Origin of the sequence: Pseudomonas sp. NPDC089392 (genome assembly GCF_044749595.1) — a bacterium.
Classification (GTDB): Bacteria; Pseudomonadota; Gammaproteobacteria; order Pseudomonadales; family Pseudomonadaceae; genus Aquipseudomonas.
Genome location: NZ_JBIVIF010000033.1, coordinates 24,508 through 47,732, shown reverse-complemented (window position 1 = coordinate 47,732; position 23,225 = coordinate 24,508). Strand labels below are relative to the sequence as shown.

Sequence of the window (23,225 nt, the reverse complement as noted above, 5' to 3'; positions counted from 1 at the left end):
TCGGCGCACGACCAAAGTTTTGCGCAGGACAAATTGACACACCCACGACAGCGCTTTTAACCTAGCGACCAGCCATTGTAAATTGGTCTTACCAATTATCCAATGCCAGTGCCTGACCAACAACAATTAGGGGCCACCCCATATGCAAACCTGGCAACAACTCTATAGCCCGCTTGGTAGTCTTGGCCTGTCCGCACTGGCGGCGGTCATCCCCATCGTGTTCTTCTTCCTGGCCCTCGCCGTGTTCCGCCTCAAAGGCCACGTGGCAGGCAGCATCACCCTCGCACTGTCGATCCTGGTGGCGATCTTCGCCTTCCAGATGCCTGTCGACATGGCGTTCGCCGCTGCGGGTTACGGCTTCCTCTACGGCCTCTGGCCAATTGCCTGGATCATCGTTGCTGCGGTGTTCCTGTACAAACTCACGGTCAAGAGCGGCCAGTTCGAAGTGATCCGCAGCTCGGTGCTGTCAATTACCAACGACCAGCGCCTGCAGGTACTGCTGATCGGCTTCTGCTTCGGCGCCTTCCTGGAAGGTGCGGCAGGCTTTGGTGCACCGGTGGCAATCACTGCCGCGCTGCTGGTGGGCCTGGGCTTCAACCCGCTGTACGCCGCCGGCCTGTGCCTGATCGCCAACACCGCACCCGTGGCCTTCGGCGCCCTGGGTATCCCGATTATCGTGGCCGGCCAGGTCACCGGTATCGACGCCTTCCACATCGGCGCCATGACCGGCCGCCAGTTGCCGCTGCTGTCGCTGTTCGTGCCGTTCTGGCTGGTGTTCATGATGGACGGCCTGCGTGGCGTGAAGGAAACCTGGCCTGCCGCCCTGGTCGCCGGCCTGAGCTTTGCCGTTACCCAGTACTTCACCTCGAACTTCATCGGCCCAGAGCTGCCCGACATCACCTCGGCACTGGCCAGCCTGATCTGCCTGACCTTGTTCCTGAAAGTCTGGCAGCCCAAGCGTTCGTTCAGCGAAGCCAAAGGCAGCGTCGGCGCCGCCGTGGTGCAGCCAAGCGGCAGCCAGCCAACGCCCTATAGCTTCGGCGAGATCTTCAAGGCCTGGTCGCCGTTCCTGATCCTCACCGTGCTGGTCACCATCTGGACCCTGAAGCCCTTCAAGGCGGCCTTCGCCCCAGGCGGCGCGATGTACAACTTCGTGTTCAACTTCGCCATCCCGCACCTTGACCAGATGGTGATCAAGACCGCACCGATCGTTGCCGCGCCAACCGCCATGCCAGCGGTGTTCAAGCTCGACCCGATCTCCGCCACCGGCACCGCGATCTTCCTTTCGGCGCTGATCTCCATGGCGGTACTGAAGATCAACTTCAAAACTGGTCTGACCACTTTCAAAGAGACCTTCTGGGAACTGCGCTGGCCGATCCTGTCGATCGGTATGGTTCTGGCCTTCGCCTTCGTCACCAACTACTCGGGCATGTCTTCGACCATGGCCCTGGTGCTGGCCGGTACCGGCGCGGCGTTCCCGTTCTTCTCGCCGTTCCTCGGCTGGCTGGGCGTGTTCCTGACCGGTTCCGACACCTCGTCCAACGCCCTGTTCAGTTCGTTGCAGGCCACCACCGCGCACCAGATCGGGGTCAACGACACCCTGCTGGTGGCCGCCAACACCAGCGGCGGCGTGACCGGCAAGATGATCTCGCCGCAATCGATCGCTGTGGCCTGCGCCGCCACCGGCCTGGTCGGCAAGGAATCCGACCTGTTCCGCTTCACCGTCAAGCACAGCCTGTTCTTCGCCACCATCGTCGGTCTGATCACCCTGATCCAGGCCTACTGGCTGACCGGCATGCTGGTTCATCACTAAAGTGAAAGGGGCCGGGCGCCAGTGAGCGCCCGGCACTCCCCACAAGCAACGCTGCGAGAATCCATGATCATTTCTGCCTCTACCGACTATCGCGCCGCGGCCCAACGCAAGCTGCCTCCCTTCCTGTTCCACTATGCCGATGGCGGCGCCTACGCCGAGCACACCCTGCGCCACAACGTCTCGGACCTGGCCGGCATCGCCCTGCGCCAGCGCGTGCTGAACAACATGTCCGAGCTCAGCCTCGAGACCAAGCTGTTCGACGAAACCCTGAGCATGCCCGTGGCCCTGGCCCCGGTCGGCCTCACCGGCATGTATGCCCGCCGTGGCGAAGTGCAGGCGGCGCGCGCGGCGGCGGCCCATGGCATCCCGTTCACCATGTCGACGGTGTCGGTGTGCCCGATTGAAGAAGTGGCGCCAGCCATCGACCGGCCGATGTGGTTCCAGCTGTACGTACTCAAGGACCGCGGCTTCATGCGCAACGCCCTGGAGCGGGCCAAGGCTGCCGGGGTCAAGACCCTGGTGTTCACCGTCGACATGCCCGTGCCCGGTGCCCGCTACCGTGACGCCCACTCTGGCATGAGCGGCAAGAACGGCCCGCTGCGCCGTGTGCTGCAGGCCATGACCCACCCCGAATGGGCGTGGGATGTAGGGGTGATGGGCCGCCCGCACGACCTGGGCAACATCTCCAAGTACCGTGGCAACCCCACCGGCCTTGCCGACTACATCGGCTGGCTGGGCAACAACTTCGACCCGTCGATCTCGTGGAAGGACCTGGAGTGGATCCGCGAGTTCTGGGACGGCCCGATGATCATCAAAGGCATCCTCGATGCCGATGACGCCCGCGATGCGGTCAAGTTCGGCGCCGACGGTATCGTGGTGTCCAACCACGGCGGCCGCCAGCTCGACGGTGTGCTGTCCAGCGCCCGCGCCCTGCCGGCGATTGCCGACGCGGTCAAAGGTGATTTGAAGATTCTCGCCGACTCCGGCATCCGCAGCGGCCTCGATGTTGTGCGCATGATCGCCCTGGGCGCCGACACCGTGCTGATCGGCCGCGCCTTCCTCTACGCCCTTGCCGTGCATGGCCAGGCCGGGGTGAAGAACCTGCTGGAGCTGTTCGAGAAGGAAATGCGCGTAGCCATGGTGCTGACCGGCGCCAAGTCGATCAGCGAAATCACCCGTGATTCGCTGGTACGCGAACTGGGCGCCTGAACGCCTGCATCAACGACCGCCTGATTGACCCGGGGCATGTGGCGCACAGACGCCACAGCCCCGCGAGGAGACTGCATGAGCCTGCCCGCCGCGTTCCTGCGTGATGCCGAGCGCCTGATCCCCGCCGAACGCCGGTTCGACGACCCCACCTCCACCCTGGCCTTCGGCACCGACGCCAGCTTCTACCGGCTGATCCCCAAGCTGGTGGTGCGCGTCGAGTCTGAAGACGAAGTGGTCGGCCTGATCAAACTGGCCCAGCGTGAGCGGGTGCCGGTCACCTTCCGCGCCGCCGGCACCAGCCTGTCTGGCCAAGCTATCAGTGACTCGGTGCTGATCGTGCTCGGCGATAACTGGAATGGCCGCGAAATTCGTGACCAGGGCGAACAGATCCGCCTGCAGCCCGGCGTGATCGGCGCCCAGGCCAACGCCTGGCTGGCCCCCTTCGGGCGCAAGATCGGCCCCGACCCGGCCTCGATCAATGCCTGCAAGATCGGCGGCATCGTCGCCAACAACGCCAGCGGCATGTGCTGCGGCACCGCACAGAACACCTACCATACCCTGGCCGGCCTGCGCCTGGTGCTGGCCGACGGCACCCGCCTCGACAGCGAAGACCCAGCCAGCGTCGCCGCCTTTGAAAGCAGCCACGCCGACCTGCTGGAAGCCCTCGCCCGCCTGGGCCGCGAGACCCGCGCCAACACCGCATTGGCCGAGCGCATCCGGCACAAGTACCGGCTGAAGAACACCACCGGCCTGTCGCTGAACGCGCTGGTGGACTACGACCAGCCGCTAGATATCCTGCAGCACTTGCTGGTCGGTTCTGAGGGCACCCTGGGTTTCATCAGCGCAGTCACCTACGACACCGTGCCCGACCACCCGCACAAGGCCAGCGCCCTGCTGGTGTTCCCCAGCGTCGAAAGCTGCTGCCGCGCAGTCACCGTACTCAAGCGCCAGCCGGTTTCCGCCGTAGAGTTGCTCGACCGCCGCAGCCTGCGCTCGGTGCAGAACATGCCCGGCATGCCGTTGTGGGTAAAAGGCCTGTCGGACAACGCCTGTGCCCTGCTGATCGAGTCCCGCGCCGCCAGCCAGAGCCTGTTGCACGAGCAACTGCAGCAAGTGATGGCCTCGATCGCCGACTTCCCGCTGGAACAGCAGGTAGATTTCAGCGAAGACCCGGCCGTGTACAACCAGCTGTGGAAAATCCGCAAGGACACCTTCCCCGCTGTCGGCGCCGTGCGCCAGACCGGCACCACGGTGATCATCGAAGACGTGACCTTCCCTATCGAGCAACTGGCCGAAGGCGTCAACCGCCTGATCCAGCTGTTCGACAAGCACCGCTATGACGAAGCGATCATTTTTGGCCACGCGCTGGAAGGCAACCTGCACTTCGTCTTCACCCAGGGCTTCAACAGCGCCGCGGAAGTCGCCCGTTACCAGGCGTTCATGGACGACGTGGCGCAACTGGTGGCCGTGGAGTTCGGCGGCTCGCTCAAGGCCGAGCACGGCACCGGGCGCAACATGGCGCCGTTCGTGGAGCTGGAATGGGGCCATGACGCCTACCAGCTGATGTGGAAGCTCAAGCGCCTGCTCGACCCCAACGGCATCCTCAACCCCGACGTGGTATTGAGTGAAGACCCGGACATTCACCTGAAAAACCTCAAGCCGCTGCCGGCCGCCGACGAGATCGTCGACAAGTGCATCGAGTGCGGCTTCTGCGAACCGGTGTGCCCATCCAAGGGCCTGACCCTCAGCCCGCGCCAGCGCATCGTCATGTGGCGTGACATCCAAGCCAAGCAGCGCGCCGGCATCGACACCCGCGAACTGATGCAGACTTACCAGTACCAGGGCATCGACACCTGCGCCGCTACCGGCCTGTGCGCCCAGCGCTGCCCGGTCGGCATCAACACCGGCGAGCTGGTGAAGAAACTGCGTAGCCAGGCCGCCGACCACGCCAAGGCCGCCGACTGGCTGGCCGAACACTTCCACACCGCCCTGGGCGGCGCCCGCCTGACCCTGACCGCCGTCAACACCGCACGCAAGCTACTCGGCGCCCCACGCCTGGGCCGCCTGAGCGCCACGCTGAGCAAAGCCAGCAAAGGCCGCCTGCCGCAGTGGACCCCGGCCATGCCACAACCGCTGCGCCCACTGGCCTTCGGCCCGGCCAGCAACGACGCCCGGCCCCGCGTGGTGTACCTGGCTGCCTGCGTATCGCGGGTGATGGGCCCGGCCTATGCCGACCGCGAGCAAAGCTCGCTGCTGGACAAGACCCGCGCGCTACTGGAAAAGGCCGGCTACCAGGTAGTGTTCCCCGACAACGCCGACAGCCTGTGCTGCGGTCAGCCATTCGCCTCCAAGGGCTACCCCGAGCAGGCCGAACACAAGCGCCAGGAACTGATCAACGCCCTGCTGCACGCCAGCCGCGGCGGCCTGGACCCGATCTATTGCGACACCAGCCCCTGCACCCTGCGCCTGGTGCATGATCTGGGCGACACCCGGCTGGACCTGTATGACCCGGTGCGCTTCATCCGCACTTATCTTGTCGACCGCCTGGAGTTCACCCCCCAGGAAGAGCCGGTGGCCGTACACGTGACCTGCAGCACCCAGCACCTGGGCGAGAGCCAGGCCTTGATCGACCTGGCGCGGCGTTGCAGCAAGCAGGTGGTGACCCCGGAAGGCATTCACTGCTGCGGCTTTGCCGGTGACAAAGGCTTCACCACCCCCGAGCTGAATGCCCACTCGCTGCGCAGCCTGAAAGACGCAGTGCAGTATTGCAGCGAAGGCATCTCCACCAGCCGCACCTGCGAGATTGGCCTGTCGAGCCACAGCGGCATCGACTATCACGGCCTGGTCTACCTGGTAGACCGCGTCACCCGCCCACGCAGTATCTGAAAACCGGCCTGGATGCAGGACCTGTGGGAGCGGGCATGCCCGCTCCCACAGGGATTGCGCAAGCTTCCAGATTTTGAGCAAGACAGTTGTTCCCACAGGCCCAGCGCATGCCCTGGCCCTGACGCGATCCCTTGTAGGAGCGGCTTCAGCCGCGAACACCGGCAAAGCCGGTGCCATCCCACCCCGCCACCATCCCGATTGAACCCCCACCATTCCCCCACAGTCCACCCTACAGGCCCACCTTCCAGAGGCCCAGAAGGAGACACCCATGAAAGGTACCGCGCTTTCGGCCCTGTTCGCGGCCGCCACCCTGCTGGCTTCGCCGGTGTTTGCCGCCGACGATCTCTGCACCACCAACCTGCAAAAGATCGATGACAGCATGGCCACCGCCGGCGCCACCTCCGAGGGCCTGGACAAAGCCATCACCGAGCACGTCGACAAAGCCAAGGCCGCCCAGGCCTCGGGCGACACCAAGGAATGCATCGCCATCACCAGCAAAGTCCTGGAGCGCCTGGAAAAAACCGAGAAAGGCAGCGGTACCGGCAGTGGCAGCGGCGGCAGCGGCGCATGAGCCCACACGCGGGCGACCAGACCGGCTGTCGACGTCGCCCGCGCAATGGCGTATACTCCGCCTCACGTGCCGTAAGGTGCGTTAGCGTTAGTGCTAGTGTGGGGCCGATTAGGATTCGACGCCGGTAGCGAAACTCTAGGTGCATGCCGAGTTGGTAACAGAACTCGTAAATCCACTGTTGCAACTTTTATAGTTGCCAATGACGAAAACTACGGCGCGGAGTTCAAGCTGGCTGCGTAAGCGGCCCTCTTGACCCGTTGCTTCTGGTAGCTTCGGCTCCAGCAATCATTAGGGGATGCCTGTAAACCCGAACTGATTGTCATATAGAACAGGATCGTCGCGTAGCACGTTGTGGGCGAAGTGACTAAAACTTACACAACTCATCCAAAGCACCCTGCCCGTCGGGCGGCTGCGGATTAAATCAGTAGACACGGCTAAGCATGTAGTACCGACAGCGGAGTACTGGCGGACGGGGGTTCAAATCCCCCCGGCTCCACCAAATGATCAAACAAAGACGTCCACGGACGTCTTTTTTTGTGCCTGCGATCCAGCAAATACGCGGCTTCCAGCGCTTTTGCGATCTTTCGAGAGTTTTTGAGTTCCAGCCGTTCGGGTATTCCAGGCGGTATTCCACCTCACCCGGTGCTAATCTTTGGAATACCGAATCAGTGCCTGAGGAGAATCTCATGCCTGCTCAAAACCTCCGCCTCTCCGATCGACAGCTCAAGGGAGTCAAACCCGCGTCCAAGGATTATGTCCTCACGGACGGTGACGGTTTGCAGCTCCGCGTACGCAGCAATGGCTCGTTGCTGTGGAATTTCAACTACCGCGAACCGGTGACCAAGAAGCGCATCAACATCGGCTTCGGGACCTATCCCGAACTGTCACTGGCGAATGCACGAAAGAAGGCAGTAGAAGCACGCGAGCTGCTCGCCCAAGGCATCGACCCGAAAGTGCAGCGCAATACGTTGAATGAAGCCAAGCGCGCAGAAACGGAACACACCTTCGAGAACGTGGCCACCGCCTGGTTCGAGCTCAAGAAAGACTCGGTCACCCCTGCATACGCCGAGGACATCTGGCGGTCGCTCACGCTGCACGTGTTCCCCGATTTGAAGACGACACCACTCGCGAAAATCACTGCGCCGATGGTGATCGGATTGCTTCGCCCAATCGAAGCGAAAGGCAGCCTGGAGACGGTCAAGCGTCTTAGCCAGCGGCTAAACGAGATCATGACCTACGGCGTAAACTCCGGCCTGATCTTCGCCAACCCGCTCACCGGCATCAGGGCAGTATTCAAGAAGCCCAAGAAAGAAAACATGGCTGCGCTTCCGCCCGAAGAACTCCCCGAACTCATGCTGGAGATCGCGAACGCCAGCATCAAACGCACCACCCGCTGCCTGATCGAATGGCAGTTGCACACGATGACTCGCCCCGCCGAGGCGGCGACTACTCGCTGGGCAGACATCGATTTTGAAAGGAGTGTCTGGACCATCCCAGCAGAGCGGATGAAGAAGCGCCGCCCACACAGCATCCCGTTGAGTGACCACGCCGTCGCACTGTTGGAGTCATTGAAGACGCACAGCGGCCATCGCGAATACGTCTTCCCGGCCGATAGAAATCCACGCACCCACGCCAATAGCCAGACCGCGAACATGGCGTTGAAACGCATGGGCTTCCAGGATCGCTTGGTCAGCCACGGCATGCGTTCGATGGCGAGCACCATCTTGAATGAACATGGGTGGGACCCGGAGCTCATTGAGGTCGCACTGGCGCATGTCGACAAAGATGAGGTGCGCAGCGCCTACAACCGAGCCGACTACATCGAGCGCCGGCGCCCGATGATGGCTTGGTGGAGTGAGTACATCCAGAAAGCCGCCACCGGCAGCCTGCTCGCCTCAGCATACGGCCAAGTCAGAGACAAAAACGTGGTGCCTATCCGCTAGCGCTGTACAAGCGCAATAACGGCGGCGACAGCAACAGAGCGCTCAAGATACAGGGCGAGCAGCCGAGCTCATCCGCTTCTCAGCGCGGGTCCATCCAAACAGGGCTGCAAAGCCGCCCTGTTTGGATGGACCTCACTTTGAAGAGCCAAAAGCCACGACGTTGTCCGGGATTTACCACGGAATTCCACCGATGGATAACCGCTTTTCACATCCTCAAGAGCGCCGAATGTAGGCCCTTGACCGGGTTTATCCACAGGCGTAGAACTGGCCGTGCAAGCGCTGTCGATGACAGCACCCCAGGTGACCCGAACCTTAAAGGTCACGCCGCTCCCGCGGTGGTTCTCCCCAAGGGCGATTCGCATCCGGCAGCTCGCCCGGTCACCTCCCCGGTGATGGATGCCAACTACATATCATGGCCCTCGTGCGCCAGACGACACTTCCTATTGCGCTGCCCTGCAGCAACCTATCCGCTTGGCCGAATATTGCGCCAACCTGTGCCCGTCTCTTTCTGTGGAAAGAGACGGGCACTCCTAACACTGCTGCAGCCCAGATCGCATATGGCTTTGCGGCAATCCCCCTCGTGACAATCGGCGTGACAAACGCCGATGTCACCAGCAACAGCCATGCAGATGATGGTGCCGCAGACCAAGGAATGGACTGCACCTGACTGACAGTCAGGCATGCCCCGGTCATCGCATTGCTGCTTGCACCTGGCTCAGGATCTCGCGGCATTGGTCTCGTCAGCCAATGCAGCCTCCACCCGCCCACCGGTAACGGTGCTAGGGAGGCCAGATCATGAGATGCCCTTGCTCCCGGACGTAAGGAGCCGCCAGTCCCGCGTAGTGGACATTCCCCACAGGTCGCAGGGGCCTTGATCCCTGATAACACTCAGCATTCTTGGCGGGATGACGTGGGGCGAGGATCGGAGAGCCGATGATGAGGCGACTGACATGGCATTGGTGGGTAGACGCGATGGCCGCAATTTCGGTTACGGCAGGCAACTGAGCTATGCAGGGCCGCAGGCGTTGAAAGACATGTTCGGGGCGGCCACTACGGCACGGTGAGGGCACACTGTGATCGGTGGCAGGCATTCGTGAAATGGTGCCGTTCAGAACAGGGGCCGGGTATCAATGATGCGCGGCAGATTGATCGGAAGGTGTTGGCGGACTACGCGGCGTATCTACGCGACGTGGTTAGGCGCGGTGACCTTGCTGTCAGTACCGCACAAAACCGCCTATCCAGCGTTAACAAGACCATGGCGGCGCTTCGCGGTGATCAGTACGTGAGGTTGCCAAGTCCGAGCAAGGCGATGGGTATGCAGTGCAGCAGGGTTCGTCACTCGGTGCCGCAGGGACAAGATCGCGAACAGGTTAAACAGATCGTCGATGCGCTTTGCCGGCATCATCAGCTACGAGCCGCTGCGATTCTTCTGTTGGCGCGAGCCACCGGCATGCGCTTGCGTGAGGCCATATTGGCTGACCTGCCACGGCTAATCCGTGAAGCTAACGATCTAGGTAGGATTAATATACAGGATGGCACCAAGGGCGGCCGCACCGGTGCCACGACACCGCGGTGGATCGCGATGGATGACCATGTTCGAGGTGCACTTACGTTTGCACGACAGGTGTCGCCTGCAGGTAGCCGCAACCTAATAGCACCACACGAAAGCTATCTGAATGTTCTGCAAGAAATCATTCGCCCTGCGCGGGACATCCTCCATGGGCACAACCTCAAAGGCTTCCATGAGCTACGAGCGGCGTACGCATGTGAGCGCTACGAGCAGATAACCCAATACCCCGCGCCTATCAACAGCGGCCAATGTTGCCAGGTAGATCGGAACCTTGATCGTGAGGCCCGGTGGCAAATCAGCTATGAACTGGGACACGGTCGGATCGACGTGGTCGCCGCGTACATTGGAGGGCGATCATGAGTAAACCTTTCGATATGGAACTGTTCTTGACGGGCATTCTGACCGGGTCGCAGGCAACGCGGAAACGGCATTTGCGCCAGGCAACGATCATGCAGGCTGAAATCGCGAAGCGCTGGCAACGAGAAACACCTTGGGCTTGGCAGAGAAAGCACGTGGCTTGGTTTCTGGAGCATCGCTTAGATCAGCGCAGTGAAGCGACGCGGTATTACTTTTTGCTGAGCGCGCGTCTGCTCGCTCGCCGCTTGAAAAAAACATGGGAGTTCAATCTTTAGCGTGGATAGGGCTTTCGCGAGCCCTAAACGTCAAGCAATCGACCCATTACACTCAGCCATGGAAGTAAGAACCGGCAAAGCAGGCGGTTACTTTAGCTCAATACCCATCTGCACACGTACCACTTCATTCTTGGTAAATTGATGCCGCTTTCAATGACGGATCCAAACATACAAGCTCTGGTTGCAGACCTCCAAGAACGAATGGGTTGGCCAGTGGGTAAAATGACCATCCTTAGCTCACGAATGCATCCAGGATGCTTTCAGTTACGGGTAAAGGACGCACGAACGGAGTGGGCTACCCTAAGCGGTTAGTTTAAAATGATTTTCTGCACAGCAGGCCTAATCAGCAGCGTTCTTTTTCAATAGGTACGTGGAAATTCTCCAGAGTCATGTTTTACTATAGGTCTCGTCTGATCCGCCTCAGGCAGTAGGCACCCAGATGAGAGAATCGCCACCTCGTTTCACGCAGGCCGCACAAGGTCGCGAAATTTTAGGACTCAGCGCGAATGAGTAAACCAAATATAACGAACGGCAACGAAAACGCCAAAACTATACGTATTCCGAAATTACGATTTCCTGAGTTTAGGAATTCGAAGGGGTGGAAACAGACAGAGCTCAGGATGATTGCCGACCCTGTTTTAGAAAAGGCTAGCTCTGGCGAGAAGAATAACACCCTGAGTCTCTCTTCTGAAAACAGCATAGTGCTTCAGAGTGAAATACTGGAAGGCAATGAGGAAAATAAATACTCCGAGCGCTATATCAAAGTTATTCGCGATGACTTTATTTACATCGACAGAAACACAAGAATGCCTTTCTCAGGCACTATAAAAAGATTGTCCAATCACTCTGTCGGATTAGTCCCTTCAGCTTACAAGTGCTTCCGCTTTCATGCAAATGAACACCCAGGCTTTTGGGAGGGGTATTTTGAATCAGGCGCGCACAAAACTCAACTTAGTAGACTTGCAAATAGAGGCACCGGGGAGGGGCAACTTAAAACCCCAGCCAATAAATTTTTCGCCTTAAACGTATGGCGCCCGTGCGAATCGGAACAGAAAAAAATCGCGGACTGCCTGAAGTCATTGGAAAGCCTAATTTCGGCCCATTCTCAGAAAATAAAGGTGCTCAGTGTCCATAAGATCGGTCTGACCCTGCAGCTATTTCCACGCAAAGGTGAATCCAAGCCTCGGTTACGCTTTCCAAAATTCCAGAATACCGGCGAATGGAAAAAATTCCCATTTATCGATGTAATGAAGGTAACTTCAGGAAAAGAGTTCAAGCCATCTGAGTACTCATCCGAGGGAATTAGATTAATACAATCAAAAAATATTGGATATAGCTCATTAAGTTGGAGCGATGATTCACCTCACCTCCCTACGACCTACGCAGACAAGCATCCCGAATTACTACTACAAGCTAATGACATTGCATTTGCGCTCTATCGACCAATACGTGATGACGAAATAAAGATCACCAAGATTAGCAAAAGTTATGAGAAATCTATTCTTAGCCACCATCTAGCCAAGCTGGAAATCATAACCGATTTGCTTTATGCAAATTTTGCATTTCATTTTTGTCGACATTTCTTATCAGATTACGCACAAAGCAACTCTATCGGCCTCGGACAGACTAGGATATCGCTAAGAGAATTGAATAAACAGAGCATTACACTCCCATCGTTGCCCGAACAAATATGCATTGCAGGCTGCCTAGACTCACTCGACAATTTAATCATTTCGAACACACAAAAGCTTGAATCTATGAAAAAACATAAGGCGGCGCTTTTACAAAATCTTTTCCCGTGGTCGGATGAGGCAAATTAATGAACAAACCGTTAGCACAATCAAACTTTAGATCTCTGAAATCGCTGGCCAAAAAGTTGCGCAAGGATTTGACAGGAGTTCGAGGAAGAAAAAAAGCAGGCGCACGAAAAGCACCCGCACCAATAAAAGGAAACGACTTTGTTCTGCTTTTTGCTCACAACGGTGTAGGCAAGACTCGTTTATCCATGGAGTTTAAAGACCTTGGAAAAAAAGAGGACAAGAGAGACACTCTATACTTCAACGCTTTCACTGAAGACCTTTTTGACTGGGATAACGATTTCGACGAGGATAAAGAAAGAAGAATAAAATTCAAATCCCACTCTCAGTTTTTTAATGGACTTGATGGCATTGGCATTGAAAGTCGAATTCGCCCCCACTTACACCGCCATACTGACTTTGATTTCACAATAAACTACGACGATGCAGAGATTAGCTTTTTTCGAGAAGAAATCATCGCAGGCAAAATCGAGACCCTTGAAGATATAAAAATATCACGCGGGGAAGAAAATATTTTTATTTGGTGTTTTTTTCTCGCCATACTTGAACTGGCCAGCTTAGCCGAACCAGGAGACCCATATTATTGGGTGAAATTTGTTTACATTGACGATCCTATTTCATCCCTTGACGAACACAACACAATTGCTGTTGCCTCCGGACTTTGCGCCCTTTTAAAAGAAGCCAGAAGCGATATAAAAATTGTAATATCCACACACCACGGACTATTCTTTAATGTTCTTTTCAATGAACTTAAAGGGAAAAATGAGAAATCCTCTCAAAATCAGGATATCAGGAAAAAATCTTATATCCTGAACCGTCCCAATAAGTCCCAAAGCTACACACTCCAAGACACAGGAGAGTCTCCATTCCTGAATCATGTAGCATCGTTGCTAGAATTGCAGGCTGCAGCGAAATCAGGCAACATTTCGCAGCACCATTTCAACTCTCTTCGAAGCATCTTAGAGAAAACGGCTATATTTTTCGGCCGACAGCATATATCTACTTGCTTTGATGGCAACCCAAATAAAAATTTATATGTCCGCTTCTTAAATATCCGCAGCCATTCAAAGTACTCCGTCTTTGAACCCGACGCTCTGAGTCGCTCTGAGAAAAGAATGTTCCGAGATATTCTTAGCACATATATTAACCTTCACCCGTTCAACACAGCACTATTCCCGAAGTCATTAGCAACAGGCCCTGCACCATGATCGTCTCGAATGTCTACCAAATCCCTTTTTTTGTTCTGAATCTCACTATCGCCAAGGACTCAAAATCACACCTTTCTCTCCCCTTTCATCGAGAAACCTTGATATCCTACCTACCAGGAGGTGAAAAATGACAGAATCAAATAAAACAATGCTTGGCAAGAGCCTCTGGAGCATTGCCGACCAACTGCGCGGACTAATGAACGCAGACGACTTCCGAGATTACATACTTTCACTCTTTCTCCTGCGTTACTTGTCAGACAATTATGAAAATGCAGCGAAGATAGAGCTTGGCGAGGATCACCCAAAAGTCGAAGATAAAGACTTTTGCGCACCACTTACGCGTTGGTACGCCAACAACCCGGAAGGTATTACCGAATTCGAAAACCATATGCGCAAGAAAATCCATTATGTGTTGCACCCGCAATATATATGGAGCAACATTGCGAACATGGCTCGAACTCAAAAAATCGAACTGCTCAGCACACTGCAAGGTGCCTTCCAATGCATCGAGCTGGAATCTTTTGAGCACACATTCCAAGGCCTATTTACAGCAATCAACCTCGACTCTGAAAAACTAGGCCGTACTTACGCCGAACGTAATAATAAATTATCTATCCTCATTCAGAAAATTTCTGAAGCATTAGCTGAGTTCCCCACTGACATCGATACATTTGGTGATGTGTATGAGTACTTGATAGGGCAGTTTGCCGCAGCTTCAGGTAAGAAAGCTGGTGAGTTCTATACACCACAGCATATTTCCGACATCCTTTCTTCCATTGTCACACTCGACAGCCAGGACCCCAAAAGCGGGTCAATACAGAGCTTGGGAAGTGTGATGGACTTTGCCTGCGGCTCTGGCTCGCTGCTGCTTAATATACGAAAACACGTCAAATCACGTCATGCCGGAATTATATATGGACAAGAAAAGACCCTTACCACCTATAATTTAGCGCGCATGAACATGCTAATACATGGACTACATGACACTGAGTTTCAAATTCACCATGGCGATACATTGGCGAATGACTGGGCCATACTGCGGGAGATGAACCCCGGAAAGAAACCAGTTTTTGATATCGTAGTTGCTAATCCGCCCTTGAGTCTCAGGTGGGAGCCAACCGATTCCTTAAACGAAGATATACGCTTCAAAAACTATGGAGTCCCCCCTAAATCTTCCGCAGATCTTGCTTTTCTGCTGCATGGACTTCATTATCTAAAAAATGAAGGTGTGATGGCAATCGTTCAGCCGCATGGCGTCCTCTTCCGCAGCGGTGCCGAGGAGCGAATTCGGACTAAACTGCTGAAGGATGGCCACATTGATACGGTAATTGGGCTACCTTCAAACCTCCTTTATTCTTCGGGCATCCCAGTTTGCATTTTGATCCTTAAGAAATCTACTCGCCCGGATGATGTACTTATTATCGATGCAACTGAAAGCTTCGTTAAAGGCAAGCGACAGAATCAGCTATCCCACGAGCAAATAACCAAAATCATTGACACTTATAGATTCCGTAGGGAAGAGTCCCGCTATGCCCGCAGAGTTACGATGGAGGAAATCAAGGAGAATGGCTATAATCTTAACATTTCTCGTTATATAAGCACGGCCAGTATCGAAGCCGAGGTTGACTTACAAAGCGTAAGCTGCGAACTAGCAACCCTGGAAAAAACCATTAAATCGGCCAGAGAAAAACATAATGCTTTCCTTAAAGACCTAGGACTTCCGCCATTATCTTGAATTTAAAAACAGCAGACTATAAGTCTCGTCGAGCTGCCTCTCTTCAAGCAAGTGGCCCAAGACCTCAACCTTTAAAAAAAGGGGCGTAGCAATTCGCTACGGTAATTGAGGTGTGTAGCTTTATGAATAATTCATCGTAATATTTTACCGAGGATACCTGCGGCAGGCATTTCCCAATGCGTGGTGCACACCACGCATAAAACTCTCTGGCGGAGGCCGGAGGGCAATCAGATTCTAACTCCATCCAGCTAATGACCTACGCAATATTACTTAGCCCAGATTCTAGCTCGCGTAAGTAGGTAAAGTCGATCAAAGACAAGATTCGTAGCCCAACGCGACCTGATGTCTAACGGATCAGCCACGGCCGAGCCCTCGGCTAGAGCCAGATACGCTGGGTGCGGTGAAGTGCTTCCTCAATGATTAGACTGTGCCAGTCGACAACAACCCGGTTGAGAACCAGGGACGGCCATGGGCACTGGGACGCTCCAACTGATCCCTTGCCAGACCGTTATGCCGCGGTAAACGGTCGACAGCAATCAAGAGCTTGATCCTGTAGGCAAGCAAGAATGAACACTATAAGCATGCCAATTTAAAGGCTGTACTGCCCCTGCCGACGCAGCGGGTCAAGGTGATCGTGAATTGCTACCGCATGAGCGGGTGCCGATGTGACTCGCGTAGGAGAGTTGGGCGGACGCTTACGATCAACCGTTGCATGCAATCGCAGATATTTGATCGCAATCGCAGATAGTTGATCGCAAAATCGCTCCTCTCGGCTCTAGACTCTCCAACACCTTGTCACGAACGTCGTCTCCACTGTCGCCTGCCGGACTGCCCCCGCTTGCATCTCCGCTGCCAAAAACGCGGCTGCATTGGTTAAGATGCGCTCCTTAGCTTGTGCATGGGTGCGGTACAGCCGCCCTAGCAGCGCTGCCATTCAGCGCTTTGATTTGGAGTATCTACAGTTGAACCACGCGGTCCACAACAAACTGGTTTCATTTATCTGGTCGATCGCCGACGACTGTCTGCGCGATGTGTATGTGCGCGGAAAATACCGTGACGTCATCCTACCCATGGTTGTGCTGCGCCGGCTCGATGCCCTGCTAGAGGCCAGCAAGGCCAAGGTGATGGAAGAGCTGGCCTTTCAGCAACGTGAAATGAGCCAGACCGAACTGGACGACAGCGCCCTGCGTGCCGCTTCCGGTTATGTGTTCTACAACACCAGCAAGTGGACGCTAGGCCAACTGCAGAAGACCGCCACCAACAACCAGCAGATCCTCCTGAGCAACGTTGAGGAATACCTCGACGGCTTTAGCGACAACGTCAAAGACATCATCCGGCGCTTCAATCTCAAGTCGCAGATGCGCCACATGGCCAGCAAAGACGTGCTGCTTGACGTACTGGAAAAATTTACCTCGCCCACCATCAACCTCACCCCGCATGACAGCGAAGACCCACAGGGCAACCGTCTGCCAGCCCTGAGCAACCTGGGCATGGGCTATGTGTTCGAAGAACTGATCCGGAAGTTCAACGAAGAGAACAACGAGGAAGCCGGCGAGCACTTCACTCCGCGCGAAGTGATCGAGCTGATGACCCACCTGGTCTTCGACCCGATCAAGGACCGCCTGCCCACCGTGATGACAATCTATGACCCGGCCTGCGGCAGCGGCGGCATGCTCACCGAGTCGCAGAATTTTATCGAAGAAAAATACCCGGACTCGACTATCCACCGCGACATCCACCTCTACGGCAAGGAAATCAACGACGAGACCTATGCCATTTGCAAGTCGGACATGATGATCAAGGGCAACAACCCTGCCCACATCCGCCCAGGCTCCACCCTCTCTGTGGACGAATTCGCAGGCAGCCGCTTCGACTTTATGCTTTCCAACCCGCCCTACGGTAAAAGTTGGGCCAGCGAACAGAAGTTCATCAAAGACGGCGGCGACGTGATCGACCCGCGCTTCAAGGTCAGTCTCGCGGACTATTGGGGAAACGCCGAGTTGCAGGACGCCACCCCGCGCTCCAGCGATGGGCAGTTGCTGTTTCTGATGGAAATGGTCAACAAAATGAAAGCTCCCGGCGATAGTGGCCTCGGCTCGCGCATCGCCTCGGTGCATAATGGCTCCAGCCTGTTTACCGGCGACGCCGGCGGTGGCGAGAGCAATATCCGGCGGTACCTGATCGAAAACGACCTGCTAGATGCCATCATCCAGTTGCCCAATAATCTGTTCTACAACACCGGCATTACCACCTATATCTGGCTGCTCTCCAGCAACAAACCGGCGCAGCGCCAAGGCAAGGTGCAACTGATCGATGCCAGCCTGCTGTACCGCAAACTGCGCAAAAACCTCGGCAACAAAAACTGTGAATTTGCCCCCAAGCATATCGAGCGAATTACTCAGTCTTACCTCGACCTGGCCAGCGTCGACCGCCCGGCCGGTGGCGACGGCATCGCCGCGCAGGTGTTTGATAACCGCGACTTCGGCTACCACAAGGTCAGCATCGAACGACCAGACCGGCGCAAGGCGCAGTTCAGCGCAGAGCGCATCGAAACCCTACGTTTCGACAAGACCCTGCGCGAACCCATGCAGTGGATTTACCAAGCGTGGGGCGAAGCGGTGTATCAGGACGCCACCTTGGGCACTCATGAAAAAGCCATCCTCGCATGGTGTGAAGAACAAGGCCTGGAGCTCAACGCTAAGCAGCGCAAAAAGCTGCTGAGCCTGGAAACATGGGCCAAGCAGTCCCTGCTGGTCACCGTGGGCAACTACCTGATGCAAGCCATCGGCAGCGAGGAATATGACGACTTCAACCTCTTCGCCAAACAGGTGGACAAAGCGCTTAAACAACTGAACAAAGAGGCCAACATTAAGCTCGGTGCCAGCGAGCGCAATCAATTGCTCAATGCAGCGAGCTGGTACGACGAAAACGCCTCCAAGGTCATCCGCAAGGTGGAGAAATTCGACAAAGCCGAGCTGGCCACCCTGCTGAAGCGACTGGATTGTCGCGAGGCCGACCTGGCCGATTACGGCTACTATCAGAGCGACAAGGCCGGCGAATTTATTACCTACGAATCCAACAGCGACCTGCGCGACAGTGAAAGCATCCCACTGGCCGACACCATCCACCGCTTCTTCAAGGCCGAAGTGCAGCCCCATGTGCCAGAAGCTTGGATCAATCTGGAGTCGGTAAAGATCGGCTACGAGATTAGCTTTAACAAATACTTCTACAAGCACCAGCCACTGCGCAGCATGGATGAGGTGGCGCGGGAGATTGTGGCGTTAGAGCAGAAGGCGGAGGGTTTGATTGCGGAAATTCTAGGGTTGGACTTGAAGGATGTGTCGGGGGTGGCAAATGGTTGATATGGCGTCCGACAGCAATGGCTATGGGTTACTTAAGGACTCTGGCGTCGAGTCATTAGGCGTTATTCCACGGCATTGGAAAACATCAAGATTCCGTAATCTTTTTTCCTTTGACAAGGGACTTAACATAACCAAGGACGATCTTCAAGATAATGGAATTCCCTGCATCAATTATGGAGAAGTTCACTCGCGCTTTGGATTCGAAGTCAACCCTGATAATCACGCCCTTAAGTGTGTGCGCGAGGACTTTCTGAAGTACAACCCCGACTCCCTTCTGCGCATTGGCGACTTTATATTTGCTGACACGTCTGAAGACATTGATGGCTCTGGAAATTTTTCGCAGTTGACGGGTGGCGAATTAGTTTTTGCCGGGTATCATACGATTATCGCCAGACCTATTAAAAGATGCGCCAAACGATATCTCGCTTACATGTTGGACTCTGTCGCCTTCAGGGATCAAGTCAGGCGCGCTGTTAAAGGCGTAAAAGTATACAGCATTACAAAAAGCATCCTTAAAGAGACTTCTGTTTGGTTGCCGCCAGCTGCTGAGCAGGAACTGATTTCGGATTATCTGGATCGTAAACTGGTTAGTGCAAGCCATGCTATACAGATCAAAGAACGCCAGATCGAACGGCTCAAAGAGCGCAAGCAGATACTGATCCAGAAGGCAGTAACTCGTGGAATTAATCCGCTCGCCCAAATGCGAAACTCTGGTATCGAGTGGATTGGCGAGATTCCGACGCACTGGGAAACATTTAGGCTTAAGTATCTTTTCAAAGAAATCAATGAGCGAACCAAAACAGGTGAAGAAACGTTGCTTTCCTTGAGAATGGAGCTTGGGCTTGTACCCCATGATGACGTCTCGGACAAGGCAATTTCCAATGAGAGCCTAGTGGACTATAAGATAGTTCGTCCTGGCCAAATGGTTATGAATCGCATGAGGGCTGCAATCGGGATATTTGGCATTTCCTCTCGGCTTGGCTTGGTAAGCCCCGACTATGCTATTTTTGATATTAAAGAGCGCGCCAATCCATCATTTTTCCTCAGGCTGTTCAAGCTTCCTTTGCTAGGAACTCAGTTTCGCCTTGGCTCAAAAGGGTTAGGTACCGGTTCTTCAGGGTTTATGCGGCTCTACACCCAGGATTTTGGCGACATAAAAGTTGCTGTTCCTCCTTTGGGAGAGCAGTTAGAAATCCTGCAGTTCATAGACTCGACCACGGAACGGATAGATAGCGCCTGCACATTGCTTGAACAACAAATCACGAGGCTTAAAGAATACAAAGCCACCCTGATCAATAGCGCCGTCACCGGAAAGATCAAGGTGCCGGGCGTGCTGGAGCCATCTAGAGGCGAGTGTCTGCCCCCGTTGGCTGGATAATTTTAGACATTTCAACCCAGTGCCGGGCTCGCCTGGCAGAGGTAAAAAAAGACAGGCACAAGGAAGCCGGCATGGTAAGCAAGACCAACGAACAGGCGCTGGAAGCTAGCATCGAGAAATACCTAACCGGCACTTGCCTAGAAGAGCAAGCGGTAGGCCGTAGCAGTTCGGTGCCCGTGCCGACGGGCCTAAACCACGGGTATCAACTGGGCCGTGCTCAGGATTTCAATGCCCGGTATGCCGTAGATAGCCGTTGCTTGTGGCAATTCCTTGAGGCCAGCCAGAGTGAAGAGTTGGAGCGTCTCAAGCAGCGCTACGATGATTGGGATTTGCGCATTCTCGATCGCTTCGACCGACTGACGAAGAAGTACGGCGCGCTGCACCTGCTCAAGCGCGGCCTGGACATCGAAGATGTGCACTTCAACTTGATGTACCCCGCTCCACTTGCCAGCAGTTCGGAGAGGGTCAAACAGAAGTTTGCGGCGAATATCTTTAGTAGCACCCGCCAGGTGCGTTACTCCCTTAGTAATCCTCTGGAAGAGATCGACCTGGTGCTGTTTATCAATGGTTTGCCCTTCGCCACGCTGGAGCTGAAGAATCCTTGGACGGGCCAGAACGCCCGTTATCACGGGCAAAAGCAATACAAGCAGGACCGTGACACGGGCCAGCCGTTGCTACAATTCGGCCGCTGCCTAGTGCACATGACGGTAGACACCGACGAGGTCTACATGACCACCAAGTTAGCCGGTGTGGCCACCTTCTTCTTGCCATTCAACAAGGGCCACAACCACGGGGCTGGCAACCCACCAAACCCCAATGGGCACAAAAGCGCCTACCTTTGGCAGGAGATTTTCAGTCGAGCAAGCGTGGCTAACATCATCCAGCACTTTGTGCGCCTGGATGGCAACAGCAAAATGCCACTGGCCAAGCGCACGCTGTTTTTCCCGCGTTATCACCAGCTGGATGTGGTGCGCCGTCTGGTAGACCATGCCAGCCAGCAAGGTGTGGGACAGCGTTATCTGATCCAGCATTCGGCCGGCTCGGGTAAGTCCAACTCCATCACCTGGGCGGCCTATCAGCTGATCGAAACCTATCCAGCTTCGTTGGAGGTTGCTGGCGCGCGTGGACTGGATGTGCCGCTGTTCGACTCGGTAATTGTGGTGACCGACCGCCGACTACTGGACAAGCAACTGCGCGAGAACTTGCGCGAGTTTTCAGAGGTGAAAAACATCATCGCTCCGGCGTTGAAGTCTTCTGACCTTAAGCAAGCGCTGGAGCAGGGCAAAAAAATCATCATCACAACCATCCAGAAATTCCCAGTGATCGTGGATGGTATCGACGATATGGCTGGCAAGCGCTTTGCCGTGATCGTGGACGAGGCACACAGCTCGCAGGACGGTAGCAGCCATGGCACTATGAACAAGGTGATGGGTGGCGACGATCAAGACGACACTCAGGAGAAGATCCTCAGCGCCATCAAAAACAGCAAGATGCGCGGCAATGCCTCGTATTTTGCCTTCACCGCTACCCCTAAGAACAGCACGCTGGAGAAGTTCGGCGAGCAGCAGGCCGATGGCCGCTTCGCGCCCTTCCACCTGTACTCGATGAAACAGGCCATTGAAGAAGGCTTTATTCTTGATGTGCTGGCCAACTACACCACGTACCGCAGCTACTACGAAATTCAGAAGTCCATTGAGGACAATCCGCTGTTTGACACACTGAAAGCGCAGAAGAAGCTCCGCGCCTACGTCGAACGTGACCAGCAAACCATCGACGTTAAGGCCGAGGTGATGCTGGAGCATTTTATTGAGCAGGTGATCACGCCGAAAAAGCTCAAGGGCCAGGCGAAGGCTATGGTCATAACTCAAAGCATTGAAGCCGCCGTCCGTTATCACAAAGCCATCAGCCGCTTGCTCACAGCGCGCGGGAACCCGTTCAAGGCACTAATTGCCTTCTCCGGCGAAAAATTGATTGATGGTGTCGAGTACACCGAAGCCGGCATCAACGGCTTCGCCGAAGCGGATACGCGAGACAAATTCGACACCGACGAATACCGCTTGCTAGTGGTGGCTAACAAGTACCTGACGGGCTTCGATCAGCCTAAGCTGTGTGCTATGTACGTGGACAAGAAGCTGCAGTACGTACTTGCCGTGCAAGCGCTGTCGCGCCTTAATCGTGCCGCGCCGAAGTGGGGCAAGAAGACCGAAGATCTGTTCGTTCTGGATTTCTTCAATCAAGTAGAGGACATCAAAGCCTCCTTCGACCCGTTCTACACTGCCACCAGCCTCTCCGGAGCAACGGATATCAATGTTCTGCACGAACTCAAGGATCAGCTGGACGAAGTAGGCGTATATGAGTGGCCGGAGGTGGAGAAATTTGCCAGTCAGTATTTCGACAACGTAGATGCTGAAAAGCTGGCTGTGTTGATCGATATCGCCGCTGAGCGTTTCGACGTGGAGCTTGAGCTGGAGGATGAGGCCAAGGTCGACTTCAAGATCAAGGCCAAACAGTTCGTAAAGATCTACGGCCAAATGGCCTCGATCATGCCGTACGAGATTGTAGCTTGGGAAAAGCTATTCTGGTTCCTCAAATTCCTGATCCCGAAACTCAAAGTGCAGGACAAGGACTCCGACGAAATCGACGCTCTGCTCAACTCGGTTGACCTGGCTTCCTATGGGCTGGAACGGGTCAAACTGAACCACAGTATTGCATTGGATGACGCTGAAACCGAATTGGACCCAGCAAACCCCAATCCGCGTGGGGTGCATAGCGGTGAGCAGGAAAAGGATCCGCTGGACCAAATCATCCAGAGCTTCAATGAGCGTTGGTTCCAAGGCTGGGGTGTGACCACGGAAGAAAAGCGCGTGAAGTTCCTGAGCATTCTAAAGGGGATTCAGGAGCATCCGGACTTTGAGCCCAAGTACCAAAATAGCCAGGACGAAGACCATCGTGCGCTGGCGTTTGAGAAGATTTTCGAGGAAGTCATGCTAATACGCCGCCGTCAGGACCTAGAGCTTTACCGCCTGGTAGCCAGTGATGCGGCGCTCAAGTCTTCCTTACAGCAGAGCATGAGGTGCATGCTGGACTGAGATAAGTGCAAG

12 protein-coding genes, 1 other RNA gene and 1 pseudogene are annotated in these 23,225 nt (G+C 55.4%); all 14 read left to right on the top strand.

Going from position 1 to position 23,225, the window contains the following annotated elements:
* Positions 1–142 precede the first annotated feature (142 nt).
* The 14 genes and pseudogenes from ACIP1G_RS23410 to ACIP1G_RS23345 all read left to right on the top strand — a co-directional run bounded on the left by ACIP1G_RS23410 (position 143) and on the right by ACIP1G_RS23345 (position 23,213).
* Positions 143–1,813 carry a lactate permease LctP family transporter gene (locus ACIP1G_RS23410; protein ID WP_400741163.1) on the top strand — a complete coding sequence of 557 codons (1,671 nt, stop codon included), beginning with the start codon at positions 143–145 and terminating at the stop codon, positions 1,811–1,813.
* 63 nt (positions 1,814–1,876) lie between these two features.
* Entirely contained in the window at positions 1,877–3,022 is a 1,146-nt protein-coding gene (gene lldD / locus ACIP1G_RS23405) for an FMN-dependent L-lactate dehydrogenase LldD (RefSeq protein WP_021784340.1), read from the top strand.
* Positions 3,023–3,097: 75 nt separating this feature from the next.
* Positions 3,098–5,908, top strand: a complete 2,811-nt coding sequence (locus tag ACIP1G_RS23400) for an FAD-binding and (Fe-S)-binding domain-containing protein (RefSeq protein WP_400741161.1) — start codon at positions 3,098–3,100, stop codon at positions 5,906–5,908.
* Positions 5,909–6,176: 268 nt separating this feature from the next.
* Positions 6,177–6,479 (top strand): hypothetical protein, encoded by a 303-nt coding sequence (locus tag ACIP1G_RS23395; RefSeq protein WP_400741159.1) that lies wholly within the window; start codon positions 6,177–6,179, stop codon positions 6,477–6,479.
* A gap of 100 nt (positions 6,480–6,579) precedes the next feature.
* Positions 6,580–6,978: a transfer-messenger RNA gene (gene ssrA / locus ACIP1G_RS23390) on the top strand.
* Positions 6,979–7,165: 187 nt separating this feature from the next.
* Positions 7,166–8,422: an integrase domain-containing protein gene (locus ACIP1G_RS23385; protein ID WP_400741157.1), complete on the top strand. Its 1,257-nt coding sequence runs from the start codon at positions 7,166–7,168 to the stop codon at positions 8,420–8,422.
* A 950-nt stretch (positions 8,423–9,372) separates the two neighbouring features.
* Positions 9,373–10,352, top strand: a pseudogene (locus ACIP1G_RS23380) (integrase domain-containing protein).
* Positions 10,349–10,624 (top strand): hypothetical protein, encoded by a 276-nt coding sequence (locus ACIP1G_RS23375; protein WP_326431571.1) that lies wholly within the window; start codon positions 10,349–10,351, stop codon positions 10,622–10,624. Before ACIP1G_RS23380 ends, ACIP1G_RS23375 begins: the two are co-directional and overlap by 4 nt.
* Positions 10,625–11,130: 506 nt before the next feature.
* Complete coding sequence (locus ACIP1G_RS23370; protein ID WP_400741155.1) at positions 11,131–12,444, top strand: restriction endonuclease subunit S; 1,314 nt, start codon at positions 11,131–11,133, stop codon at positions 12,442–12,444.
* A complete protein-coding gene (locus ACIP1G_RS23365) occupies positions 12,444–13,649 on the top strand; it encodes an AAA family ATPase (protein WP_400741154.1) in 1,206 nt (401 codons plus the stop codon). The genes ACIP1G_RS23370 and ACIP1G_RS23365 overlap by 1 nt, the downstream gene beginning before the upstream one ends.
* A 127-nt stretch (positions 13,650–13,776) precedes the next feature.
* Positions 13,777–15,384 carry a type I restriction-modification system subunit M gene (locus tag ACIP1G_RS23360; RefSeq protein WP_400741152.1) on the top strand — a complete coding sequence of 536 codons (1,608 nt, stop codon included), beginning with the start codon at positions 13,777–13,779 and terminating at the stop codon, positions 15,382–15,384.
* Positions 15,385–16,346: 962 nt separating this feature from the next.
* Positions 16,347–18,746 carry an N-6 DNA methylase gene (locus tag ACIP1G_RS23355; protein WP_400741150.1) on the top strand — a complete coding sequence of 800 codons (2,400 nt, stop codon included), beginning with the start codon at positions 16,347–16,349 and terminating at the stop codon, positions 18,744–18,746.
* Entirely contained in the window at positions 18,739–20,124 is a 1,386-nt protein-coding gene (locus ACIP1G_RS23350; protein WP_400741148.1) for a restriction endonuclease subunit S, read from the top strand. The genes ACIP1G_RS23355 and ACIP1G_RS23350 overlap by 8 nt, the downstream gene beginning before the upstream one ends.
* A gap of 71 nt (positions 20,125–20,195) precedes the next feature.
* Positions 20,196–23,213, top strand: a complete 3,018-nt coding sequence (locus tag ACIP1G_RS23345; RefSeq protein ID WP_400741146.1) for a type I restriction endonuclease subunit R — start codon at positions 20,196–20,198, stop codon at positions 23,211–23,213.
* The last annotated feature ends 12 nt before the right edge of the window (positions 23,214–23,225 follow it).